General features: G+C 67.3%; 22 protein-coding genes. 9 read left to right on the top strand and 13 right to left on the bottom strand.

Annotated elements, in window-relative coordinates:
• Positions 1–11: 11 nt before the first annotated feature.
• The 3 genes from NO362_RS10595 to NO362_RS10605 all read right to left on the bottom strand — a co-directional run bounded on the left by NO362_RS10595 (position 12) and on the right by NO362_RS10605 (position 1772).
• The gene (locus tag NO362_RS10595; RefSeq protein WP_256545218.1) at positions 12–701 is read right to left on the bottom strand and encodes a nucleotide exchange factor GrpE; all 690 of its coding nucleotides are present in this window, start codon (positions 699–701) and stop codon (positions 12–14) included.
• 84 nt (positions 702–785) lie between these two features.
• On the bottom strand, positions 786–1526 hold the full coding sequence (locus NO362_RS10600; protein WP_256545219.1) for a proteasome assembly chaperone family protein: 741 nt from the start codon (positions 1524–1526) through the stop codon (positions 786–788).
• Between the two features lie 114 nt (positions 1527–1640).
• The gene (locus NO362_RS10605; protein ID WP_256545220.1) at positions 1641–1772 is read right to left on the bottom strand and encodes a hypothetical protein; all 132 of its coding nucleotides are present in this window, start codon (positions 1770–1772) and stop codon (positions 1641–1643) included.
• A 270-nt stretch (positions 1773–2042) separates the two neighbouring features.
• Here NO362_RS10605 and NO362_RS10610 point away from each other — a divergent pair, with 270 nt between their 5' ends.
• Both NO362_RS10610 and NO362_RS10615 read left to right on the top strand, forming a co-directional pair.
• Positions 2043–2981: an RsmB/NOP family class I SAM-dependent RNA methyltransferase gene (locus tag NO362_RS10610; protein WP_256545221.1), complete on the top strand. Its 939-nt coding sequence runs from the start codon at positions 2043–2045 to the stop codon at positions 2979–2981.
• Positions 2978–3514: a DUF7122 family protein gene (locus tag NO362_RS10615; RefSeq protein ID WP_256289834.1), complete on the top strand. Its 537-nt coding sequence runs from the start codon at positions 2978–2980 to the stop codon at positions 3512–3514. The genes NO362_RS10610 and NO362_RS10615 overlap by 4 nt, the downstream gene beginning before the upstream one ends.
• Before the next feature lie 56 nt (positions 3515–3570).
• On the opposite strand, the gene NO362_RS10620 is transcribed toward NO362_RS10615, so the two are convergent.
• Positions 3571–5133: a DUF790 family protein gene (locus tag NO362_RS10620; RefSeq protein ID WP_256545223.1), complete on the bottom strand. Its 1563-nt coding sequence runs from the start codon at positions 5131–5133 to the stop codon at positions 3571–3573.
• A 160-nt stretch (positions 5134–5293) separates the two neighbouring features.
• On the opposite strand from NO362_RS10620, the gene NO362_RS10625 reads away from it, so the two are divergent.
• The gene (locus NO362_RS10625) at positions 5294–5695 is read left to right on the top strand and encodes a transcriptional initiation protein Tat (RefSeq protein WP_256545224.1); all 402 of its coding nucleotides are present in this window, start codon (positions 5294–5296) and stop codon (positions 5693–5695) included.
• 29 nt (positions 5696–5724) lie between these two features.
• On the opposite strand, the gene NO362_RS10630 is transcribed toward NO362_RS10625, so the two are convergent.
• The gene (locus tag NO362_RS10630; protein ID WP_256545225.1) at positions 5725–7074 is read right to left on the bottom strand and encodes a DEAD/DEAH box helicase; all 1350 of its coding nucleotides are present in this window, start codon (positions 7072–7074) and stop codon (positions 5725–5727) included.
• 133 nt (positions 7075–7207) lie between these two features.
• On the opposite strand from NO362_RS10630, the gene NO362_RS10635 reads away from it, so the two are divergent.
• Complete coding sequence (locus tag NO362_RS10635; RefSeq protein ID WP_256545226.1) at positions 7208–7405, top strand: hypothetical protein; 198 nt, start codon at positions 7208–7210, stop codon at positions 7403–7405.
• 43 nt (positions 7406–7448) lie between these two features.
• On the opposite strand, the gene NO362_RS10640 is transcribed toward NO362_RS10635, so the two are convergent.
• Genes NO362_RS10640 through NO362_RS10650 form a run of 3 tightly spaced genes read right to left on the bottom strand, consistent with a single transcriptional unit; the run spans position 7449 to position 10176 of the window.
• Positions 7449–8228, bottom strand: coding sequence for an ABC transporter ATP-binding protein (locus NO362_RS10640; RefSeq protein ID WP_256546632.1), 780 nt, complete (start codon positions 8226–8228; stop codon positions 7449–7451).
• Complete coding sequence (locus NO362_RS10645) at positions 8225–9109, bottom strand: ABC transporter permease (RefSeq protein ID WP_256545227.1); 885 nt, start codon at positions 9107–9109, stop codon at positions 8225–8227. The genes NO362_RS10640 and NO362_RS10645 overlap by 4 nt, the downstream gene beginning before the upstream one ends.
• Positions 9106–10176, bottom strand: a complete 1071-nt coding sequence (locus NO362_RS10650) for an ABC transporter substrate-binding protein (RefSeq protein ID WP_256545228.1) — start codon at positions 10174–10176, stop codon at positions 9106–9108. The genes NO362_RS10645 and NO362_RS10650 overlap by 4 nt, the downstream gene beginning before the upstream one ends.
• A 254-nt stretch (positions 10177–10430) precedes the next feature.
• Here NO362_RS10650 and NO362_RS10655 point away from each other — a divergent pair, with 254 nt between their 5' ends.
• A complete protein-coding gene (locus NO362_RS10655; RefSeq protein WP_256545229.1) occupies positions 10431–11552 on the top strand; it encodes a pyridoxal phosphate-dependent aminotransferase in 1122 nt (373 codons plus the stop codon).
• A gap of 100 nt (positions 11553–11652) precedes the next feature.
• On the opposite strand, the gene NO362_RS10660 is transcribed toward NO362_RS10655, so the two are convergent.
• Positions 11653–12828 carry a redox-regulated ATPase YchF gene (locus NO362_RS10660; protein WP_256545230.1) on the bottom strand — a complete coding sequence of 392 codons (1176 nt, stop codon included), beginning with the start codon at positions 12826–12828 and terminating at the stop codon, positions 11653–11655.
• A 249-nt stretch (positions 12829–13077) separates the two neighbouring features.
• Positions 13078–14370, bottom strand: coding sequence for a UDP-glucose 6-dehydrogenase AglM (gene aglM / locus NO362_RS10665; protein ID WP_256545231.1), 1293 nt, complete (start codon positions 14368–14370; stop codon positions 13078–13080).
• 270 nt (positions 14371–14640) lie between these two features.
• Here aglM and NO362_RS10670 point away from each other — a divergent pair, with 270 nt between their 5' ends.
• On the top strand, positions 14641–15552 hold the full coding sequence (locus tag NO362_RS10670; RefSeq protein ID WP_256546633.1) for a DUF368 domain-containing protein: 912 nt from the start codon (positions 14641–14643) through the stop codon (positions 15550–15552).
• A 277-nt stretch (positions 15553–15829) separates the two neighbouring features.
• On the opposite strand, the gene NO362_RS10675 is transcribed toward NO362_RS10670, so the two are convergent.
• Together NO362_RS10675 and NO362_RS10680 are read right to left on the bottom strand one after the other, a co-directional pair.
• Positions 15830–15979 (bottom strand): rubrerythrin-like domain-containing protein, encoded by a 150-nt coding sequence (locus NO362_RS10675; protein WP_121570392.1) that lies wholly within the window; start codon positions 15977–15979, stop codon positions 15830–15832.
• A gap of 110 nt (positions 15980–16089) precedes the next feature.
• Positions 16090–16644: a class I SAM-dependent methyltransferase gene (locus tag NO362_RS10680; RefSeq protein ID WP_256545232.1), complete on the bottom strand. Its 555-nt coding sequence runs from the start codon at positions 16642–16644 to the stop codon at positions 16090–16092.
• Between the two features lie 153 nt (positions 16645–16797).
• Here NO362_RS10680 and NO362_RS10685 point away from each other — a divergent pair, with 153 nt between their 5' ends.
• The gene (locus NO362_RS10685; protein WP_121570394.1) at positions 16798–17007 is read left to right on the top strand and encodes an HEWD family protein; all 210 of its coding nucleotides are present in this window, start codon (positions 16798–16800) and stop codon (positions 17005–17007) included.
• Between the two features lie 21 nt (positions 17008–17028).
• Here the strand turns inward: NO362_RS10685 and NO362_RS10690 are convergent, their stop codons facing one another.
• Positions 17029–17709 (bottom strand): phosphoglycolate phosphatase, encoded by a 681-nt coding sequence (locus NO362_RS10690; protein ID WP_256545233.1) that lies wholly within the window; start codon positions 17707–17709, stop codon positions 17029–17031.
• Positions 17710–17826: 117 nt separating this feature from the next.
• Between NO362_RS10690 and glpA the strand changes: the two genes are divergently transcribed.
• Positions 17827–19608 (top strand): anaerobic glycerol-3-phosphate dehydrogenase subunit GlpA, encoded by a 1782-nt coding sequence (gene glpA, locus NO362_RS10695; RefSeq protein ID WP_256545234.1) that lies wholly within the window; start codon positions 17827–17829, stop codon positions 19606–19608.
• Positions 19595–20857, top strand: coding sequence for a glycerol-3-phosphate dehydrogenase subunit GlpB (gene glpB / locus NO362_RS10700; protein ID WP_256545235.1), 1263 nt, complete (start codon positions 19595–19597; stop codon positions 20855–20857). Before glpA ends, glpB begins: the two co-directional genes overlap by 14 nt.
• Positions 20858–20874: the final 17 nt, after the last annotated feature.

Here is a 20874-nt window from a genome sequence, read left to right on the forward strand (position 1 = left end):
ACAGAACGGGGTTAGGAGTCGCTTTCGCCGGTGCTCACGGTGACCTGTGCCTCACGGAGGACCGATCCAGCCATCTCGTAGCCCGGCTGGTAGACGTCGACGACCGTCCCTTCGGGCTGTTCGTCGTCGACGCGCATCATCACTTCGTGGCGCATCGGATCGACTGCCTCGCCGGGTTCGGGATCGATCGTCGTCACGTTCTCGTCTTCGAGGATGCGATCGAACTCCTCCAGCGTCGATTCGATACCCGGCCGGATGTCGGCGTCCTCGTCCTGGTCGAGCGCGCGGACGAGGTTGTCGCGAACGCTGACGACGCGACCGACGAAGTCCTCGGTCGCGCGCTCTCGAATCTCGTCTTCGCGCTTTTTCGCGCGCTTCTTGTAGTTCTTGAAGTCCGCCTTCGCGCGCTTCAGCGCGCTTTCGAGCTCCTCGACTCGCTCGGCTTTCGCTTCGAGGTCGGACTCGGCCTCGGCGACCCGCGACTCCAGCGCCGCGACCTCGTCGGCGAGGTCGTCGTCGTAGTCGGCGACGCGCGAGGCGACGTCAGGAATCTCCTCGTCGGCCGCGGCCCCGGCGGCCCCGCTGTCGGGGTCGACTTCGCCGTTCGCTGCGGCAGCGTCCGTGTCGACGGATTCGTGTTCTGCCTCGGCGTTCTCGGCGTCGGACGCGGCCGCACGACTCTCGGGGGACTCGTCGCTCATACCCGGAGGGAGTAGTCGGCGAGCCTTAAACGTGTAGAAAGGTGTCGTCCCAGCGCGCAGACCGCGGCGCAGAACGGCCGGCCGCTACTGGTACATTCCGATCGGGCGCGCCTGCGTGCTCTCCTCGCCGGCCTCCTGCATCCGCTTTGCGAGCCGGTCTTTTGCCTGCCGTATCTGCTCTGCACGCTCGACGAGGTCGTCGACGGGAACGTCGAGCCCGGTGAGTGGCTCGATCCCCTCCTTGATCAGCACGCGCGCGGCCTCTGGGTCGGGGAACCGCGGATCCGACTCGACGACGAGCCCGACTGCCGTCCGCCCCGACTCGACGGCGTTGCTCAGGAGGACGCCCGTCGGTCCGGAGACGAGGCCGGTCTCGTGGGGGGCTTCGATCCCGACGTCGGCCACGATGTCGACTCCCTCGCCCGTCCCGAGGCCGTAGAGCGACGGCACGGTCCCTTCCTTCTCGCGGGGGATCCCCGAGAGATACAGCGGCGTCACCGAGAGCTCCTCGAACCAGCTCGCGAGACAGTCGGCGAGTTCGCCCGCGGCGTCCGGGCGAACGGGGACGTCGCTCTGGAGAACCAGCAGATCGCGGTCCTCGTCGGCGTAGATGCGGACAGGTGGCTGGAGTTCGGCGTCGTTCTCGCGATAGACGGCGACTTCGGGGATACCGTCGCAGTAGACGTTGGCGTAGTGCGTCATCTCGAACTCCTCGACGAGGTGGTCGGCAGCGATCTTCCCGACGAGTCCGACCCCGGGGAAGCCCTCCACCATCGACGGTTCCGACAGCGACACGTCGTCTGTGAGCACGGAGATCCGAGCCATACTCCCCCAGACGACCCGGCCGGTGGTAAAACCGCTGGGAGATTGCGACTGCGACGTCAGACGGCAGTAGTAATCGCTTTCATCAACGCTCTGTGACGAGACGGACGAGGAGAGTCACACCAGCCCTGCTGTCTGTGGCGGTCCCGACTCGTCGGCGCGTTCCTCGACGGCGAGAAGCAACTGCGCGGCCTGCCGCAGCGCGAAGCGGACTTCCCGGTCGTCAGTGTCTTCGATCGCACATTCCACCGCCTGCGGACTTTTGCAACTGTTTCGTCGTTCATAGTCCACAGTCGTCTCATAGGGATTATCGTAACTGTTCGGAGATTCTCGCCGTACCGTCCGGCGAGAAATCTATGCGGACTTACGATAGTCCCTATCAGTTGAGCAATAAATGTAATTCGACGACACAGCACGTCGAGAACGACGACCAAAATATAAGTGATATGAATAATCGCACTTGCCCGCGCCGCGGATTGAACCGACACCCACAAGCGAGCGCGGGCAGATGAGGAAGGTATGCAACCACTCGAGCGGTACGCGTCGCTCGTCGAGGACTTCGACGCGTTCCGCGCGGCGTGTGAACGGCCGCTGCCCTCGGTCGTCCGCGTCAATACGCTGAAAGCGTCGATCGAGCGCGCTCGCGAGGCGCTCGACGCCGAGGGCGTCGCCTACGAGGCGACCGACTGGCACCCCGGCGTGCTTCGTCTCGACGAGCGCGGCCCCGGTACGTCCTGGCCGTACTTTCACGGCTGGCTCCACGGCCAAGAGGAAGTCTCGGCGCTGCCCGCGCTCGCACTCGATCCACAACCCGGCGAAGTCGTCTGGGATGCCGCGGCGGCCCCGGGGAGCAAGACGACCCAACTCGCGGATCTGATGGACGACGAAGGCGTCCTCGTCGGCAACGACAACAACCTCGGACGGCTCTCGGCGCTCCGACACAACGCCGAACGACTGGGCATCACGAACCTCGTCGTGACCAATCAGGACGCTCGAAACTTCTCGTTCAAGCCGTTCGGCGACCGCACCGACGACGCAAAGCGCATCGAGGCGTTCGACAAGGCGCTCGTGGACGCCCCCTGCTCGTGTGAGGGCACCATCCGGAAGAACCCCGACGCGCTGGACCGCTGGTCGATGACCCACGTCGAGAGCGTCGCGGGGATCCAGAAGGGGATCCTCCGCCGCGCGATCCAGGCGACGAAACCCGGCGGCACCGTCGTCTACTCCACCTGTACGTTCGCGCCCGAGGAGAACGAGGCCGTGCTGGATCACGTCCTCGACGAGGGCGACTGTGAGATGCGCGAGTGGGACGCCCCGGACGGGTTCGAGACGGACCCCGGCGTCACGGAGTGGGACGGCGAGACGTACGACCCGTCGGTCGAACTGGCGCACCGAGTCTACCCGCACCGCAACGACACGGGTGGGTTCTTCTGCGCCAAACTGGAGGTGACGGCGTGACCGACGCCGACTCCAACGCCGACCCGCCGGAGAACGACGGCCAGCAGTTCGATCGGCTGCCGGCGACGGCCGACGAGCGCGTCGTTCCCGGCCGACCCACCCGCGAGGAGGTCGTTCAGTGGTGGGATCAACGCTTCGGCGTCCCGCCGGAGACGTGGGACGGACACACCTTCTGGGAGAAGGGCAACGGCAAAATCTGGGCGTTCGCGGCCGACGTGGTCTCACCGATCGCGGTCGAGGGACTCGGCCTGCGGATCCTGCGGGCGCGTCAGGAACACTGGAAGCCCTCGACGAACGCCGTCCAGCGCTTCTGTCGCGACGCTACGGAGAACGTCGTCGTCCTCGACGGCGACGAGGCCGCCTGCTTCGCCCGCGGCGACGACCAGGAACTCCCCCGCTGGGACGGCGACTGGGGCTACGTCGTCGCCGCCCACGAGATCGCCGGCGACGTCGAGCCGATCGGCGTCGGCCTGTATCTCCACGGCGAACTCCGCTCGACCGTCCCGAAAGGACGGCGCGAGGACCTCGAATAGGCGAGACGGGTAGTCACAGGATAGGCGAGCCAAGCTACTGCGACCCCACCCCGAAACTACTTTTCCTCGATCGTCCCGCCGCCGAGTCCCTCCCACGCGACTCGGTAGCCGAGTCGCGCGAGGACTGCGGATGCGTCGTCGACGCCGCGGGCCTCCAGGACTGATTCCGCGTCCGCGAGCGACATCCCCACGCTGATCTCCGCGTCGAGTGCCTCCAACACGTCGGGACGGATCAGTGTCCGACCCACGCGCTCGTGTTCCGGGAACGAGACCGAATCGAGCGCGTCGACGCTCACACCGCGCTCCGCTGCCAGCGCGTCGAGGTCGATCACGTCGTCGTCGGGAACGAGTTCGTCGGGCAGTTCCGCCGCGGCCGCCGCGACGAGGTCGGACTCGTACTCTCCGAGCGCGTCGACCACGTCTTTGACGCGCACGCGCCCGGAGAACGTGACCACGCGGTGGTCGAGGGCTTCGATCTCCTCGCCGACGCCGAGCGACTCGTCGACCGCCACGAGGAGTTCGACGTCGTCGGCGACGCTCCCGAACTGGTCAAGTTTCTTCTCGACGTACTCGGGCGTCCAAAAGCCCATCACCTCGAAGAAGACCCGCAGCGACGGGCTCGCGGATCCGCCGTCGCCGCCCGGCCGGTACTCGAACGCGAAGTCGGGGATCATCGCCCGCGCGCCCGCCGCGAGCGGTTCGGGCTCTCGGGAGAGTTCCCAGTCGAGATCCAGGTTCGAAAAGCGGGCGGCGAAGTCGGCTTCGACGCCGCTGTCGTAGGTTGGCTCGGCGACCGGTTCGACCTCCGGAACCGAGACGTCTTCAGGACCGAGCCGTAGCTCGCGCTCCGTCCCGCGGTCGTCGATCGTCGCCGCGAGCGACCACTCGGCGGCGGTCGCGACGCTCCGCAACAGGCGCGCGAACGCGGTCCCGTAGCGCCGCGTGCGACGGAAGAGCGCGTCCGGCCCCGTCACGACGAGTTCGCGCTCGGCGATCGGCTGGCCGGCTCCGTCACTGTCGTCTACGTTCCTGCGCCGGATCTCGTACAGCAGACCGAGTCGTTTGACGGCCGAGACGAGTCGCTTCGGATCGGAACTTCGGATCCGGACCTCGGTCGCGTCGAACAGCGCGGTCTGCGCCAGCGAGAGGTTGTACTGCTCGACGAGCTGATCGGGACTCCAGCGCGGGTCGAACCCCGCGAGCACCTCGTTGACGTCGCGGTCGGCGTACAGCGAGTGCTCGATGGCTTCGATACCGGTCCCGAGCCTGTCTGCGGCCTCGGCCAGCGCCGCCTGTCGGTCGTCGTCGCTCACGACCGCGCCGGCGTCCTCGGCGGCCTCGAAGACGACGCGGCGGACGCGCTCGGGTGGCAGCGGTGCGCGCGTCTCGAACGTCGCCTCGCGTTCGAGCAGCGCGACGAACCCCCGGACGAGCTTGAAGTCGTCGGCGTCGCGTTCGAGGTCGTCGAGCGCCTCGTCGAGGGCGTGTCGCGGCTGTCCGACGTGGCCCTGGAAAACGCCGATGACTCGGGCCGCGAGCGGGCGGTCGCTCCGGCCCGCGAACTGCGGGTGATAGCCGCCGCCGGCCCGGGAGACCCGGAGGAGGTCCTTTCGCAGCACGCCGAGGGGTTCGAGACGGCGGGACAAGAGCGTGCCGCTGCGGCCATCGCCCCGTGCAGTCTCACGGCAGTGGCATCGTCCCGTACAGTCTCTCGGCTGTGCGCCGCCCCGAAGCACTGGAGGAGAAGACTCATACGCGCGGCCGAGCCTTGAGCGGACGATGAAGCGACGAACCGTCCTCCGAACCGGTGCGGGGTTGGTCGCGACGGTCCTCGGCGGCTGTCTCGGTGCCCCGCCGAGGGCGACGGGACCGCGTCACGCCCCCGACGCGCCCGCCGATCAGCCTCGACAGACGCCCGCTCGCCCCGATCTCACGATCGGGACGTTCGACTTCGAGGCGACCGACGACGACGCGCTCCGGGTCTTCGGGACGGTCGAGAACCGCAGCGGTGCCCAGCGGACGGCCACCGTCGTCGTCACGGTCCGCGTCGCTGGCGACGACTTCGAGCGAGAGACCTCTGTCACTGTCGCCGCCGATGGGACCGCGGAGTGGGCGGTCACATTCGACGTCGCCTACGACGAGTTCACGAGTAACGGCGACCTCAACGTCACGCTTGCGTAGGGCTGCGCGTCGGAAGACACCGCTCGGCCCTATCGCCGCCTGTCTGCGACCCGTTCTTCGGCGGTCTCCTCGCTCACGACCTCGTAGAGCAGCGCGCGTCCGCCGTCGCGCTTGGGGCGGAGGACCCGCCCGAGCCGCTGGGTGAACTCCCGTTCGGAACCTGAGCCGGCGAGGACGACGGCCACGTTCGCGTCGGGAACGTCGACGCCCTCGTCGAGAACGTTCGCCGTCACGACCCGCGAGTACGTGCCGTCGCGGAAGCGTTCGAGTATCTCGCGCCGCTCTTTCGTGCCGGTCTCGCTCGTGATCGCTGGAAGGAGATACCGCTCGGAGAGCCGATAGACGAGATCGGTGTGTGCGGTGAAGACGATGACCCGGTCGTCGCGGTGGCGATCGAGGAGCCGCCCCAGCGTGTCGACTTTCGCGTCGGCGTTCATCATAATCCGGCGCGCGCGTTGCTTCGCGAGGAGCGCCTCGCGAGCCTTCGGGTCGGTGCCCGAGCGCATCACGAGCTTTCGGTAGTCCGAGCCGCTCCGCAGCGAGAGGTTCGAGCGTTTCAGGTAGTCGACGAACGTGCCCTGTGCCTCGTCGTAGGCGTCGCGTTCGGCCGAACTGAGCGCGACTTCGATCCGCCGGACCTCGTAGTCCGCGAGGTGTTCGCCCGCGAGGTCGTCGACTGACGCCTCGTACACCTTCGGACCGACCATGTCCGAGATGACTTCGTGGGCGCCGTCGGGCCGCTCGAACGTCGCCGTCAGGCCGAGCCGTGCGGGTGCGGCAAGCAGGCGCGCGGCGTCGCGGTAGCCCTCGCCCCCGAGGTGGTGGACTTCGTCGAAGACGACGAATCCGAAGTCGCCACCGACGTCTTCGGCCCGGAGATACGCCGAGTCGTACGTCGAGACCGTGATCGCCTCTCGTTTTTGTTCGCCGCCGCCGAACTGCCCGACCGGAACGTCGAACTCCGTTTCGAGTTCGCGTCGCCACTGGTCGAGGAGGTCGATCGTCGGCACGACCACGAGCGTCGGGACGCCGAGCGCGGCGATGGCGTCGACCGCGAGTACCGTCTTGCCGGCGCCGGTCGGGAGTTCGACGACGCCCCGCTCGTCGTTCGCGCGCCAGGCGTCGACCGCCTCGGTCTGGTACGGCCGGAGATCGTACGAGTGCGACAGCGACAGCCGTTCGTCCGGGAGCACCTGATCTTCGAACGCCACGTCGCGCTCGCGGAGAGCTGTGCGAAGCTCTGCGTACCGATAGGCGGGCGCACGAGCGACAAGTCCGCGCTCGTCCCACGCGACACCCGGCAGCGACTCGACGGCCCGATCCGACTCCTCGAGTCCCGACACTCGGATCGTGCCGTCCTCGAACCGCAGCGTGATCACGCTCGTTGGTCCGTCGTGATCGTATATATACTGTCGGCCGCGGCTGTGGTGTCCGGTCGTTCCGAGACAGCCGCGGCCGGTCCGTCCGCACCGGGACGGCGCGCTTTTCACCGTCGACGCGAGAGAACCCGGTATGACCGACGACTCCAGCGATGTCGAGGAAAACGAAACAGAACAGGCCGAACCGCTCGACGAAACCGTCGCGCAGTTCCTCCGCGACGTCGACTCGGCGCACGAAGACTACGACCGTGGCTACGTCGACGCCGACGCGACGCTCTCGGTCGTGATGACGCACGTCGAGGAGCTCCGCGACGCGCACGAAAATCAATAGCCGCTCGGCAAAAACCAATAGCCGATCGGCCGCGTACCGCCTCTCACTCCCCGATCAGCGTCCGGATCCGGTCGACGTAGTCCGCGAACGCGGGCTCGGTCCGTTCGCGCGGGCGGTCGAGATCGACGTCGACGATCTCGCTCACTCGACCCGGATCGGCAGCCATCACGACCACGCGATCCGAGAGCTTCACCGCCTCCTCGACGTCGTGCGTCACGAACAGCACCGTCTTCTCGGTCTCTGACCAGATCCGCAGCAGTTCCTCGTGGAGCATATCCCGGGTCTGGGCGTCGACGCTGCCGAACGGCTCGTCGGCGAGCAGGATCTCGGGGTCGACCGCGAGCGCGCGGGCGATGCCGACGCGCTGTTTCATCCCGCCGGAGAGTTCCTTCGGGTAGGCGTCGGCGAACTCCGCGAGGCCGACGAGCCCGAGCATCTCCTCGACGCGGCTGCTCCGTTCGGGTTCGGGAACGTCCTGCTCTTCGAGGCCGAACGCGACGTTCTCGCGGACGGTCCGCCACGGGAACAGCCCGTACTCCTGGAAGACCATCCCGCGGTCAGTTCCCGGCCCGGTGACGGGGTCGCCGTCGAGTCTGATTTCGCCGTCCGTGGCCGCTTCGAGGCCGGCGATCGTCCGAAAGAGCGTCGTCTTCCCACAGCCCGAGGGGCCGACCAGGCAGACGAACTCCCCGTCGTCGACGGTGAAGTCCACGCCCGAGAGCGCCCGGACGCGTTGGCGCTCGGACTCGTAGACCTTCCCTACCCCGTCGACGACGACTTTCGCGTCGTCGGAACGCGGTTCCGACGCGGATGGCTCGCTCAGTCCCGCCACGCCAACACCCTCCGTTCGACCCGGCGGAACGCCCCGTCGCTCACGAGGAACACCAGGCTGATGACGGCCATATACGCCACGCTCACGTCGGTCGCGAGGTTCTGCGCCGCGTTGATGATCTGGAACCCGACGCCCGGCGCGCCGAACAGTTCGGCGGCGACGACGATCATCCAGCACTGCCCGATACTCGTCCGAATGCCGGTCGCGATCGACGGCGTCGCGGCGGGCAAGACCACCTTGCGGATCATCGTCAGATCGTCGTCGACGCCGAGGCTCGCGGCGACCTCCCGGAGGTGCGTCGAGACGCCCTCGACGCCGGCGTAGGCGTTGTAGAAGTTGATCCAGAACGCGCCGATGCCGACGATGAACGCCGCGCCGCCGTGGCCGATACCGATCCAGACGATGGCGAAGACGATCCACGCCAGCGGCGGGATCGGTCGCAGGAACCGCGTGACGGGCGTGAGCGCGTCGTCGAGTCGGCCGCTCCAGCCCATTCCGACGCCGAGCGCGATGCCGAGGACGCTCCCGACGACGAGGCCGGGGAGATAGTGCAACAGGCTCTGGAGCAGATTCGCGGTGAGTCGCGTCGCCGGCAGCGACGCGCCGACGAACGGGACCGTGAACGTCGTCGGAGCAGTCAGTTCGACGACGAACGCGGTCGCGACCTCGACCGGCGAGGGGAGCAGATACGTTCGCCCGACAGCGAGCGCGGCCGCCTGCCAGACCGCGAGGAAGACGGTCGTCCCGACCGCGCCGTAGGCGAGGCTCGACACGTCGAACTCCGAGAGATCACCGAACGAGTCCGCCTCGGCGGCCTCCTCTGGGGCCGCAGCCGGGTCCGACGCCGCACCGGTTCCCGCTTCGAGGCTCATAGGGAGTCGTACACCCCGAAGTCGAACAGTTGGTCGTTCGAGAGCGTCTCGCTGGTCTTCCCGAGTTCGGCGGCGTACTCCGAGAAGATCTGCGCGCCCTCGGCGATCTTGTGCGGGTCCGTGACGAAGTCGGAGGCGGGCGAGTCCATCGCCTGCCGCGCGGTTTCGACCGGCAGCGACGACTCGCCGATGACGGTGCTGGCGTGCTGGGCGGCCGCGTCGGGGTTCTCCGTGGCGAACGTCGTCGCACGCTGGTGCTGCTCGACGAACGCCGCCGCCTGCTCGGGGTTGTCCTCGCGGAGGCGGTCGTGCATCAGCGTGACCGCCGCGGGCTGGCCGGGCATAAAGTCGCCCGCCCACGCGATCGACTGATACGGCGCATCCCGGATCTCGGCGACCGTCGGCACCGGCTCCATAATCGAGGTGCCGTCGATCTCGCCGGCGAGAAGCGCCTGTCGGACCGGTCCCGCGCCGCCGAGGGCCGTGATGTTCACGTCGTTCTCGGGATCGACACCGACGACCTCGGCGAGCCAGTAGCGGAGCAGGATGTCCGGAACCGAGCCCGGGGGGAACGTCCCGAAGGTGAACTTTCGCCCCTGCTCTTCCTCGAAGCGTGCGAAGGCCTCAGCGCCCGAGTCAGCAGCCTCCCAGGTGGCTGCGAAGTCGTCGTGCGCCAGGATCTGCATCGCGTTCTGGATGTTCGCGGCGGTGATCTTCGCGGGGATGCCCTTGTCCATCACTATCATCGCCGGCACGACGCCGAACATCATCACGTCGAAGTCGCCAGTAGCGGACGCCTGAACGATGCTCGGCCCGTCGGAGAACACCTCACCGGAGACTGTCGCAGACAGTTCGTCGGTGTACCCCTCCTCGTGCATCACGAAGTACTGCATATCGGGGTAGATTGGCATATACGCGACGCGGATTTCGTCGAGGCCGCTTCCGCCGCCGGTCCCGCCCGCACACCCGGCGACACTCGCGAGTCCCGCCGCCGAAGCGGCAGCGGTCGTCTGCAGGAAGCGCCGTCGCGAGACCGTCGATCGCTCGTTCGTCGGATCGGTCGTCATCTATCTGTTCCTAGCGCCCTACGTATAATTGAAGCGTGTACGCGGCGAACCTCGCACCCACGCTCGACGCTCGAAAAGACCGATTTCGGCGGATTCGGTCGTCGCAGCCGCCTCGTCCGTGACGGCAGAGCGAAACGGGTGGCGTCCGAGATACCAGACTATTCTGCCGGTAACAGGCTGGGGCCGTTCCCGATTGAGTGGAACTCCCGGCCGAGGAAGCAAGACCTAACCCGGTGGCCGACGCGCCAGAGAGTATGACTCACTTTTCGGACCGAGTCGAGCAGGTATCGATCAGTGGAATCCGCGAGGTGTTCGAGGCCGCGAGCGAAGACGCGATCAACCTCGGATTAGGACAGCCGGACTTCTCCGCGCCGGAGCACGCTCGCGAGGCGGCCGCCGAAGCCATCCGAAACGGCGAGGCCGACGGCTACACCGAGAACAAGGGGATGCGCCCGCTCCGCGAGGCCATCGCCGACAAGCACGCGCGCGATCAGGGCGTCGACGTCGACCCCAGCGACGTGATCGCCACCGCCGGCGGGTCGGAGGCGCTCCACATCGCCCTGGAGGCCCACGTCGACGCCGGCGACGAAGTCCTCATTCCGGACCCGGGCTTCGTCTCCTACGACGCGCTCACCCGACTCACCGGCGGCACACCCGTCCCCGTGCCGCTGCGCGACGACCTGACGCTCGACCCCGCGGCCGTCGAGGACGCCATCACCGAGGATACCGTCGCGTTCGTCGTCAACAGCCCCGGCAACCCGACCGGTGCGGTCTCGCCGCCCGAAGACGTCCGCGAGTTCGCCCGCATCGCCGACGAGCACGACGTGCTCTGCATCTCTGACGAGGTCTACGAGTACACCGTCTTCGACGGCGAGTTCCGCTCGCCCATCGAGTTCGCCGAGAGCGACAACGTCGTCGTCGTCAACTCGGCCTCGAAGCTCTACTCGATGACCGGCTGGCGGCTCGGCTGGGTCACCGCCTCGTCCGACCGGATCGAACGGATGCTCCGAGTCCACCAGTACGCGCAGGCCTGTGCCGCCGCGCCGTCGCAGTTCGCCGCCGAAGCGGCCCTCACCGGACCCCAGGAGCAGGTCGACGAGATGACCGAGTCGTTCCGACGGCGACGCGACCTCGTCGTCGACGGCCTCACCGACATCGGTCTCGACGTGCCGACGCCCGGCGGCGCGTTCTACTGTATGCCCGAGGTGCCCGAGGGCTTCGTCGAGGCGTGTCTCGACCGCGACGTCATCGTCGTGCCCGGCGAGGCGTTCGGCGAGCACGGCCGCGGCTACGCGCGACTCTCGTATGCGACCGACGAGGACGACCTGCGCGAGGCGCTCGACGTGATGGCCGAGGCCTACGACGCCGTCGTCTAAAATCTGGATCAAAAAGGCCGAGCGCGCCGCCTGGGCCGCGCACTCTGTGAACCGCTTACCTACTGGCACACCAACGCAATACTGCGACGCCTCCTGACAGCTACGACGCCGTGCTGACGATCTTTATGACGTCGCCCTCTTCGAGCTCGTAGTCCTCGGCGATTCGGCGCTTCGAGCGCGCGTCGACCGCGTGCAAGTACCCCTCGCCGATGTCGGTGTGAACCGCGTACGCGAGGTCCTTCGGCGTCGACCCGCGGGGGAGCAAGAACGCGTCGGGGAGCGTCTCGCCGGTCCCGTCGGTCCACTTCGTCTCGTTTTCGACGGGGTAGGCGGTCACCATATCGAGGACGTCGTAGACGGCGGTGTTGATCGCCTGCTGGACGCCGGTGCCGCCGTGTTCGGACATCACCTCGCGGATCGTTTCGAGGCCCTCTCGTTGGGCGTCGGAGACGTCGCCGACGACCCGGAAGTCGTCGTCGCCGGGATGATAGCTGACCACCCCCGACTCCGCTGCCGTCCGGAGCGCCAGCTCGCCGTCGGCGGTCGATGGGATTACGGGCTTGTCCTCCTCGCGGAGGCGTTCGACGTTCTCCGGCGGTGCGACGTCGGCCTTGTTGGCGACGAGAACGATCGGCTTCGTCCGCTCGCGGACGTCGCGTGCGAGTCGCTCGCGGTCCTCGTCGGTCCACTGCTGTGGGTCGTCAGGGTACTCGAGCGCCCGCAGCGACGCGGCCACGTCGTACTCGGTCGCGCCGAATCCCGTCAGCATCTCCGTGAGCGCCTCGTCGATGTCGAAGTCCGGCGACCGGGACTTGCGGACCACAGTCTCCCAGTTGCGTTCGATGATCCCCGCGAGCCACTGTTCGAGTTCGGCCTCGACGAAGTCAGCTTCCTCGACGGGGTCGTACGTCCCGATCTCGACCGGTTCGCCCTCGGCGTCGGTGCCGCCGGCCGCGTCGAGGACGGCCAGGATGGCGTCGGCGTCGGTCAGGGCGTCGAGGAACTGATTGCCGAGGCCGCGCCCCTCGTGCGCCCCGGGGACGAGTCCGGCGACGTCGAGCAGTTCCACGGGGACGTAGCGGACGCCGTCCTCGCAGTTGCCACAGCGCTCCTCGCGGTCGAGACAGGGACAGCGCGTCCGAGCGTGGGTCACGCCACGGTTGGGATCGATCGTCGTGAACGGGTAGTTGCCGACGTCGACGTCGGCCATCGTCGCCGCCCGATAGAAAGTAGACTTGCCCGCGTTGGGCTTGCCAGCGAGCGCTAGCGAGAGCATATCGACGAGACGGGCGACGACGGCAAGTAGGTTTCCGTCCGTCGGGTCGCGTTCTCTGCTCCATCACCGCGAGCGGCGACGTTCCTGCGACACCGCCCGCCGCGAGGGTTTATATCCGATGCCGGGGCCACCCCCGCCGTGATCTGACCTTCGCCTCGCGTCGGGCAGCGGTCGTTCGGCACGTCGACGCGAGCGTAGAGTGACTCCCCAGCGGGTGCCGACTGTTCGCCACTTTACACCAGCAACCGTCTACACCAGCGACTCGTAGACGATGCCGTCGCGGCGCGTAATGATCCGACGACCGTCGACGACGACTGGCGTCGCCATCGCGTCGAACGCCTCGTCGAGGTCGGCGAACTCGGGCCAGTCGGTGACGACGAGCGCCGCGTCTGCTCCGTCGAGCGCGTCCGCCGGCGACCCGGCGTACTCGATCTCGGGGTAGCGTTCCCGGAAGTTCTCGGTCGCGACGGGATCGTAGCCGACGACCTCGGCGTTCGCATCCAGTAGTGCGTCGACCAGCGGGATCGCTCTCGAATTCCGAATGTCGTCGGTGCCGGGTTTGAACGCGAGACCCAGCACCGCCACGCGCGCGCCGTCGGGATCGACGTGGTCTCCGAGGAGATCGAGCAATCGAACGGGCTGGCGATCGTTCACCTCGACGGCGGCTTCGAGCATCGCCGGGTCGTATCCGACGTCGCGAGCGGCGGCGATGATCGCTGCGACGTCTTTGGGGAAGCAACTCCCACCCCAGCCGACGCCCGCGCCGAGGAACGCCGCGCCGATCCGGTGATCGAGGCCGATCGCCGAGAGCACCTCCTCGGAGTCGATGCCGTACTCCTTACAGATGTTCGCGATGTCGTTCGCCAGGGAGATCTTCGCCGCCAGAAAGCCGTTGTTGGCGTACTTGATCATCTCCGCCTCGGCGACGCCCGTCTCGACGACTGGCGGGTCGCCGGCCTGCGCGACGAGCGGGTCGAACACGCCGCGGAGCGTCTCCGCTGCGCGGTCGGTCTCCGAGCCAAGGACGACCTTATCGGGCGAGAGGAAGTCCTCGACAGCGCTGCCCTCGCGCAGGAACTCGGGATTCATCCCGATGTCGAGATCGTCACCGAGCGTCTTCCCCGACTCCTCGGCGAGGATCGGCGCGATCACCTCTTCGGTGGTCGTCGGCACGACCGTGCTCTTGGTGACCACGACGTGGTGGTCGTCCTTCTCGGCGAGGGCCGCGCCGAGCGAGCGCGCACCGGCCTCCATAATCGAGAGGTCGATGTGGCCATCTTCCTCGGAGGGCGTCGGGAGCGCGAGAAAGGTCACGTCGGTGTCGCGGACTGCCGCGTAGTCGGTCGTCGCGCGCAGGCCGTCGCCGGCGTGTGCGGCGACGAGGTCGTCGAGCCCCGGCTCGTGAATCGGGGCGTCGCCGTCGTTGAGCGACGCGACGATCTCCTCGTCGATGTCGACGTTGACCACGTCGTGACCGACCTCGGCGAAACACGCCGCGATCGTCGTCCCGACGTAGCCGCTGCCGACGATGCTGATTCGCATATCTGTGGGGACAGCGGCCGTCGGTTTCAATTTTCGCGTCTACGGTCGCGATCTCGCTCCGCGCCGCCTACGGGCCGAAGCGAAAGCCCGGAGTAGGGGGCCACCGAAGGGTGCGCTATGTCGAAAGAGCGAGACGGGTCGCGCGCGGCGAGCGAAACGTCCGATGTGGGGACGTCACGCGGAGGTACCGAGACGTCTCGGAGTCCCGCAGAGACGTCACACCAGGTCGCGACGTCGTCTTGGCTCGTCGTCTACCTGAAAGGCGTCTGTATGGGGGCTGCGGACGCCGTCCCAGGTGTCTCCGGCGGGACGATTGCACTCGTGACCGGCATCTACGAGCGGCTGATCGCTGCGATCACCGCTGTCTCGCTCGCGCGGATCCGTGCCGTCCTCCTCGGGATCCTCCCCGGCTATCGCAACGACGCCGCCGACGCTCTCCGCGCGGTCGACGCCGGATTCTTGCTCGTACTCGGAGCCGGAATCGCCACTGCGATCGTGACCGTCACCCGCATCGTCCACACCGGAATCGAAACGATGCCCGTACTCACCTTCGGGTTCTTCTTCGGTCTGATCGCCGCCTCCGCGTGGGTGCTCTTCTCCGAGGTCGCCGTCGACACACCGGCCCGTGCGGCGGCCGCCGTCGCCGGGTTCGTCTTCGCGTTCGTCGTCTCCGGGCGAGCGGCCGCGACGCTCGGTGATGGACTCCCCGTGACCGTCCTCGCCGGCGCGATCGCAGTCAGCGCGATGATCCTCCCGGGCATCTCGGGGTCGCTGTTGCTCGTCATCCTCGGACAGTACGAGTATATGACGGGGACGCTCTCGGCGTTCGTCGACGCGCTGCTCGCGACAGTGACCGGCGGGCCTCTCGCGCCGCTGCGAGAGCACGGCGTCGTCGTCGTCGCCTTCATCGCGGGTGCGTTCGTCGGCCTGTTCACCGTCGCACACGCCGTTCGATGGGCCTTGAACCGCGCCCGAACTGCCACGCTCGCGTTCCTCGTCGCGCTGATCGTCGGCGCGCTCCGTGCGCCGGTCGTCCGCACGGGCGAGCAGCTAACCGAACTCGGCCGCACCTGGACACCGACCGCGGTCGCGGCGTTCGTGGCGGCGGCAGTGGTCGGCGCGGTTCTCGTGGTGCTCTTGGAGCACTACACTGGCATCGCCGACATCGACGGCGGTATCTGACCGCAGCCGACGCTCGGAGAGACCACGAAGAGCGAACGAAAGTGGGGCCGGATCGTGACTGACGACAGCAAGACACAGGATCCCCGACCGCGTCGGCGGTCGATCGCGGATACGCGAGCCCGATTCGATCCGGCCACCTCGGGGCGTCCGCGCGGTCGGGGGGAGGTTACCACTCGACTATGGGAGAAACGGCGAGCCGATGGCGTGTGATGTCGCTCGACCAAACACGTGACACCAACCGTTCGGCGTCGCCGTCGTCAGGGTCCTGTCCAGTCGATCACTCCCGTGGGACCGCGATGTTCACCAGCGATTTGCTCCCACACTTCTCACAGACACCGCCGCTATCGACGCGAGAACCACACGCTCGGCACTCGTATCGACTCTTGTCGGGGTGGTATGGGTCGACGCGTCCGTTGTATATCACCATACCTGTTACAGAATCACACGCACGGATAACTGTTGTCCTGATATGGCAAGAATGACTTCTATAGAGTTATAATCAAATAATATATCGGACAGACGTGAAATATCTGGGCGCTATTTCTTCCCTGAGTGGAGGAATGTTTCAATTCTCGACGTGGCATCGACGGTTCGGAAGCCGGAACTCTCGAAGTACTCGACGGCGTCGGCGAGACCGAAGCGTTCGCTCACCGGTGGGCCATCTTCGCCTGCGCCCGTCTTCGACCAGTCGAGGGTGATCACGCGACCGCCCGGGCGAATCACGCGTGCGAGTTCTTCGAGCGCCTCGTCGCTGGCGAACTCGTGGAACGTCATCGTCGAAAACGCGGCGTCGAGTTCGTCGTCGTCGAGCGGAATCGAGGACGCTTCGGCCGTGACGAATTCGACGTTGTCGGGCGCGCCCTTCTCCTGATAGTGATCGTGCATCTCCGGTTGCACGTCGATGGCGTAGACCTTCTCGACGAACGGGGCGATCTCGTCGGTGAAAAAGCCCGTTCCGCTGCCGACGTCCGCGACGACATCGCCCGGCGAGGGGTCGAGTGCGGCGAGCAGTTCCTCGCGCGAACAGAACCGATAGCGGTCCGGTCTTTCCAGTGCCTCCGCCCGTTCGGCGTCGAACGTGTGGAATCCCATATCTGATACAGACGTGGAGCGGACCTAAAGGTGTGTTCGCCGGCAGATGCTTCGATATCGCAGTAACTTGTAGGGACTACCGCACCGGATCCGGAACGTCCCCACGCTGCCGTAGCAGACAAGATTAACAGGGTCGCGCGCAGACCCAGGGATATGTCACTGACACTCGTAACTCCGACCGAACGAACGTGTGAGCGCTGCGGCCGTACGGAGATCTGGGACGACGACGTCGGTTCGTGGCGTCTCGCCGTCGACGACGACGGCAATCCGCAGGCCATCGGTAGTCCCTACTGTATCCACGAGTGGGACATCAACGGGAGGTTCGTGCCGTTCGAGGACGAATCCAGCGCTGCGGAAGCCTGAGCCCTCGATTCACGGTCGTCATCACGTCGACGCGAGCGATTCGAGAATCGACGCCGTGCCGTCGAAGTACGATTCCTCGACGACGACGTCCGCCGCGTTTTTGGCGGCCTCGTCGGCGTTCGCGACGGCGTACGACCGGCCGGCGACTTCGAACGTCGAGACGTCGTTTTCGCTGTCGCCGATGGCGACGAACTCGGTCGGATCGCGGCCGAGCGTCTCCGCGACGGCCTTCAGCCCCGTTCCCTTCTCGACGCCCGGCGTCTTGAGGTGGTAGGCGTAGCCGGTGTCGACGACTTCGAGGTCGAACGCCGCGGCTGTCTCCCGGAGGAGTTCCTCGTCGGCCGAGAGGTCTATCGCGATCTCCGTTCGGCGCCACTCGTTGACGGCGTCGAACGCACCCCAGCCGAGGTCGCCACCGCGCTCGACGAACTCGGCGGCGGCGGCCTGTGCGCGCTCCCGATCGCCTTGGTATGAGACCGCGTTGTCCGCGAGGACGACGCCGCCGTTCTCGGCGATCACGGTCAGATCGAGGCCGAGGTAGTGACAGAGGCTTACCGGGTAGGGAAACGCCTTCCCCGTCGCGAGGACGACAGGCGCGTCCCATACCGGGAGGTACTCGAAGACGCGCGGATCGAGACTTCCTGCGCTGTCTGTGAGCGTCCCGTCGATGTCGAGAGCCAGTGGCGGCGTATCGGTAGTCATTACCGCGGTTTGGGGGCGACGAGCAAAATGAGCACCGCTCGTTCGGTGCCAGTCGACGCACGTGGGAACGCTCAGACACTACCCTAAAGTAGATGCCCTCCAAGATAGAACTGTGAAATGAGTAAAAGCTCTCGCGTCCTCGTGATCGGCGGGGGGTCGACGGGTTGCGGCATCGCGCGCGACCTCGCGATGCGCGGCGTCGACGTCACGCTCGTCGAGAAGGGGAATCTCACCCACGGGACGACCGGGCGGATGCACGGCCTGCTCCACAGCGGCGGCCGCTACGCCGTCTCCGATCAGGCGTCTGCGGAGGAGTGCATCCAGGAAAATCGCGTCTTGCGCCGGATCGCGAGCCACTGCGTCGAGATGACTGGTGGCCTGTTCGTCCAGCGCCCCGAAGACGCCGACGAGTACTTCGAGCAGAAACTCGACGGCTGTCGCGAGTGCGGGATTCCAGCCGAAGTGCTCTCCGCGGCGGAAGCCCGCGAGATCGAGCCGTACCTGGCCGAGGACATCGAGCGCGCGATCCGCGTCCCCGACGGAGCGATCGACCCGTTCCGACTCTGCGTCGCCAACGCCGCCGACGCTGTCGAACACGGTGCACGCGTCGAAACCCACAGCGAAGTGACCGACGTACTCGTCGAGGACGGCGAAGTCGTCGGCGTGGAAGTCGAACACGCCGCCGGGTCCGGCAAGTACGTCCACGGCCATCCGGGCGAAACCGAGAAACTGTACGCCGACTACGTCGTCAACGCCACGGGCGCGTGGGCCGGGCAGATCGGCGAGATGGCCGGCGTCGAAGTCGCGGTCCGCCCCTCGAAAGGCGTGATGACCATTATGAACGTCCGGCAGGTCGACACGGTCATCAACCGCTGTCGACCGAAAGGCGACGCCGACATCGTCGTTCCGCACGAGACGACGTGTATCCTCGGAACGACCGACGAGGAGGTCGAAGACCCCGAGGACTACCCCGAGGAGGGGTGGGAAGTGGACCTGATGATCGACACGCTCTCTGAACTCGTGCCGATCCTCGACGAGGCGCGGACAATCCGCTCGTTCTGGGGCGTCCGCCCGCTCTACGAACCGCCCGAGGTCGGCAGCGAGGACCCGACAGACATCACGCGGGATTTCTTCCTGCTCGATCACGACGAGCGCGATGGGCTGCCCGGGATGGCCTCCATCGTCGGCGGGAAACTCACGACGTACCGGATGATGGCCGAGCAGATTTCCGACCACGTCTGCGAGAAACTCGGCGTCGACGCCGAGTGTCACACGGCCGAAGAGCCGCTTCCGGGGTCTGAGGACTTCTCTGTCCTCCGGGAGTGGATGGACGAGTTCGGCCTCCGATCGCCGATCGGAAAGCGGAGCGCCCAGCGGCTCGGGTCGCGGACGGACGAAGTGCTCGGCGAGTGGGACGGCCCCAACCCCACGGTGTGTGAGTGCGAGGCCGTCACGCGCGCGGAGATCAACGACGCCATCGACGACGCCGGATCCGAGCTCAACGCCGTGCGGCTCCGCACCCGCGCGTCGATGGGGAACTGCCAGGGGGCGTTCTGCTGTCATCGGATGGCGAACGAACTGTCGCCGGAGTACGACGAATCCGTCGCCCGGAAAGCGCTCGATGACCTCTATCAGGAGCGCTGGAAGGGTGAACGCCACGCGCTGTGGGGTGAACAGCTCTCACAGGCGATGCTGAAACACCTGCTGCACGTGACGACGATGAACCGCGACGGCGACCCGGCAAAGACGGACGACCCGGTCGACTTCACGGCGTTCGACGCCGGCCCGGACGGCGGGGCGGCGGCCGGGGACGGCCAGCAGTCGGAGGACGCCGTCGCCGACGGTGGCACCACGGACGAAACCAACGCGGGCGAAGGAGCAGCCGATGCCGATTCGTGAGGACGTTATCGTCGTCGGCGGCGGCATCGCGGGCACGACGGCGGCGCTCGCGGCCGCGGAAACCGGTGCGGAGGTCCGTCTCCTCTCGCACAAGAAGAGCACGCTGCGACAGGCTAGCGGCCTCGTCGACGTACTCGGTGCCGTCGGCGGTGACGGCCCCATCGCGGACCCCTTCGAAGCCATCGAGCGCCTCCCCGACGACCATCCCTACCGGGTCGTGGGCGCGGAGTCGATCCGCGATGGACTGCGGTTCTTCGACGACGTCGCGGGCGACGTCTACGCGGGCGGTCACACCGACCGCAACGCCCTCGTTCTCACCCACGGCGGGACGATCAAGCCGACTGCGCGCTACCCGGAGTCGGTCGCACCCGGCCTCGCGAGCGCGGCTGCGGACACGCTTCTCGTAGGCTTTGCAGGGCTGACCGACTTCGACGCGCCAGTGGCCGCGGACCATCTCGCGGCGACCGGCGTGCCCTTCGAAGTCGACGGCGTGACCGTCCGATTCCCGATCGAGTTCCGCGACGACGCGCGAACGACCCGCCTCGCGAAGGCACTCGACGCCGACGAGGACCACGCTCGGAAGCGTCTCGCCGATTCGATTGCCGACGCCGAGACCGACCTCGACTACAACCGAGTCGGGTTCCCGGCGATGCTCGGCGACGACCACGCCGCGGCCGTCCGCGACGAACTGGCGGATCGGCTCGGCGCGGCCGTCTTCGAGATCCCGACGGGGCCGCCGAGCCTCCTCGGGATGCAACTCGAAGATCTCCTGTTCGACGCGCTCGACGACGCGGGCGTTCGAATCTCCGCTGGAAACCCCGCGGTCGGCTACGAAGCGGCCGACGGCCGACTCGAATCCGTCACCGTCGACCGCCGCGGCCAAAACGTCCCGTACCACGCCGCGGAGGTCGTCTTGGCCACTGGCGGCCTCGTCGGCAAGGGTATCGACTCGGACCGCGAGTCGGTCACGGAACCGATCTTCGACTGTCACGTCCCGCACCCGTCGGACCGCTACGCTTGGTCCGAAGACGACGCGTTCGGCGACCACGCCTTCGCGCGCTTCGGCGTCGTCCCCGACGACGACCTCCGGCCGACGGACGACGCGGCGGAACCGCATTTCGAGAACCTCCGAGCCGCCGGTGGCGTTCTCGGTGGCGCGGATGTCGCCCGCGAGAAGTCCGCGGCCGGCGTCTCGCTCGCGACGGGCGCGTACGCCGGCCGACGGGCGGGCGAGGAGGCGACGCGATGAACGATACGGAGCGCAGA

Source organism: Halobellus inordinatus (assembly GCF_024498335.1).
GTDB classification, from domain to species: Archaea; Halobacteriota; Halobacteria; order Halobacteriales; family Haloferacaceae; genus Haloquadratum; species Haloquadratum inordinatus.

Coding starts and splice junctions, on each gene's coding strand:
- NO362_RS10595 (WP_256545218.1), bottom strand. CDS start 701: ATGAGCGACGAGTCCCCCGAGAGTCGTGCGGCCGCGTCCGACGCCGAG.
- NO362_RS10600 (WP_256545219.1), bottom strand. CDS start 1,526: ATGGCTCGGATCTCCGTGCTCACAGACGACGTGTCGCTGTCGGAACCG.
- NO362_RS10610 (WP_256545221.1), top strand. CDS start 2,043: ATGCAACCACTCGAGCGGTACGCGTCGCTCGTCGAGGACTTCGACGCG.
- NO362_RS10625 (WP_256545224.1), top strand. CDS start 5,294: ATGAAGCGACGAACCGTCCTCCGAACCGGTGCGGGGTTGGTCGCGACG.
- NO362_RS10635 (WP_256545226.1), top strand. CDS start 7,208: ATGACCGACGACTCCAGCGATGTCGAGGAAAACGAAACAGAACAGGCC.
- NO362_RS10645 (WP_256545227.1), bottom strand. CDS start 9,109: ATGAGCCTCGAAGCGGGAACCGGTGCGGCGTCGGACCCGGCTGCGGCC.
- NO362_RS10650 (WP_256545228.1), bottom strand. CDS start 10,176: ATGACGACCGATCCGACGAACGAGCGATCGACGGTCTCGCGACGGCGC.
- NO362_RS10655 (WP_256545229.1), top strand. CDS start 10,431: ATGACTCACTTTTCGGACCGAGTCGAGCAGGTATCGATCAGTGGAATC.
- NO362_RS10660 (WP_256545230.1), bottom strand. CDS start 12,828: ATGCTCTCGCTAGCGCTCGCTGGCAAGCCCAACGCGGGCAAGTCTACT.
- aglM (WP_256545231.1), bottom strand. CDS start 14,370: ATGCGAATCAGCATCGTCGGCAGCGGCTACGTCGGGACGACGATCGCG.
- NO362_RS10670 (WP_256546633.1), top strand. CDS start 14,641: ATGGGGGCTGCGGACGCCGTCCCAGGTGTCTCCGGCGGGACGATTGCA.
- NO362_RS10675 (WP_121570392.1), bottom strand. CDS start 15,979: ATGGTGATATACAACGGACGCGTCGACCCATACCACCCCGACAAGAGT.
- NO362_RS10680 (WP_256545232.1), bottom strand. CDS start 16,644: ATGGGATTCCACACGTTCGACGCCGAACGGGCGGAGGCACTGGAAAGA.
- NO362_RS10685 (WP_121570394.1), top strand. CDS start 16,798: ATGTCACTGACACTCGTAACTCCGACCGAACGAACGTGTGAGCGCTGC.
- NO362_RS10690 (WP_256545233.1), bottom strand. CDS start 17,709: ATGACTACCGATACGCCGCCACTGGCTCTCGACATCGACGGGACGCTC.
- glpA (WP_256545234.1), top strand. CDS start 17,827: ATGAGTAAAAGCTCTCGCGTCCTCGTGATCGGCGGGGGGTCGACGGGT.
- glpB (WP_256545235.1), top strand. CDS start 19,595: ATGCCGATTCGTGAGGACGTTATCGTCGTCGGCGGCGGCATCGCGGGC.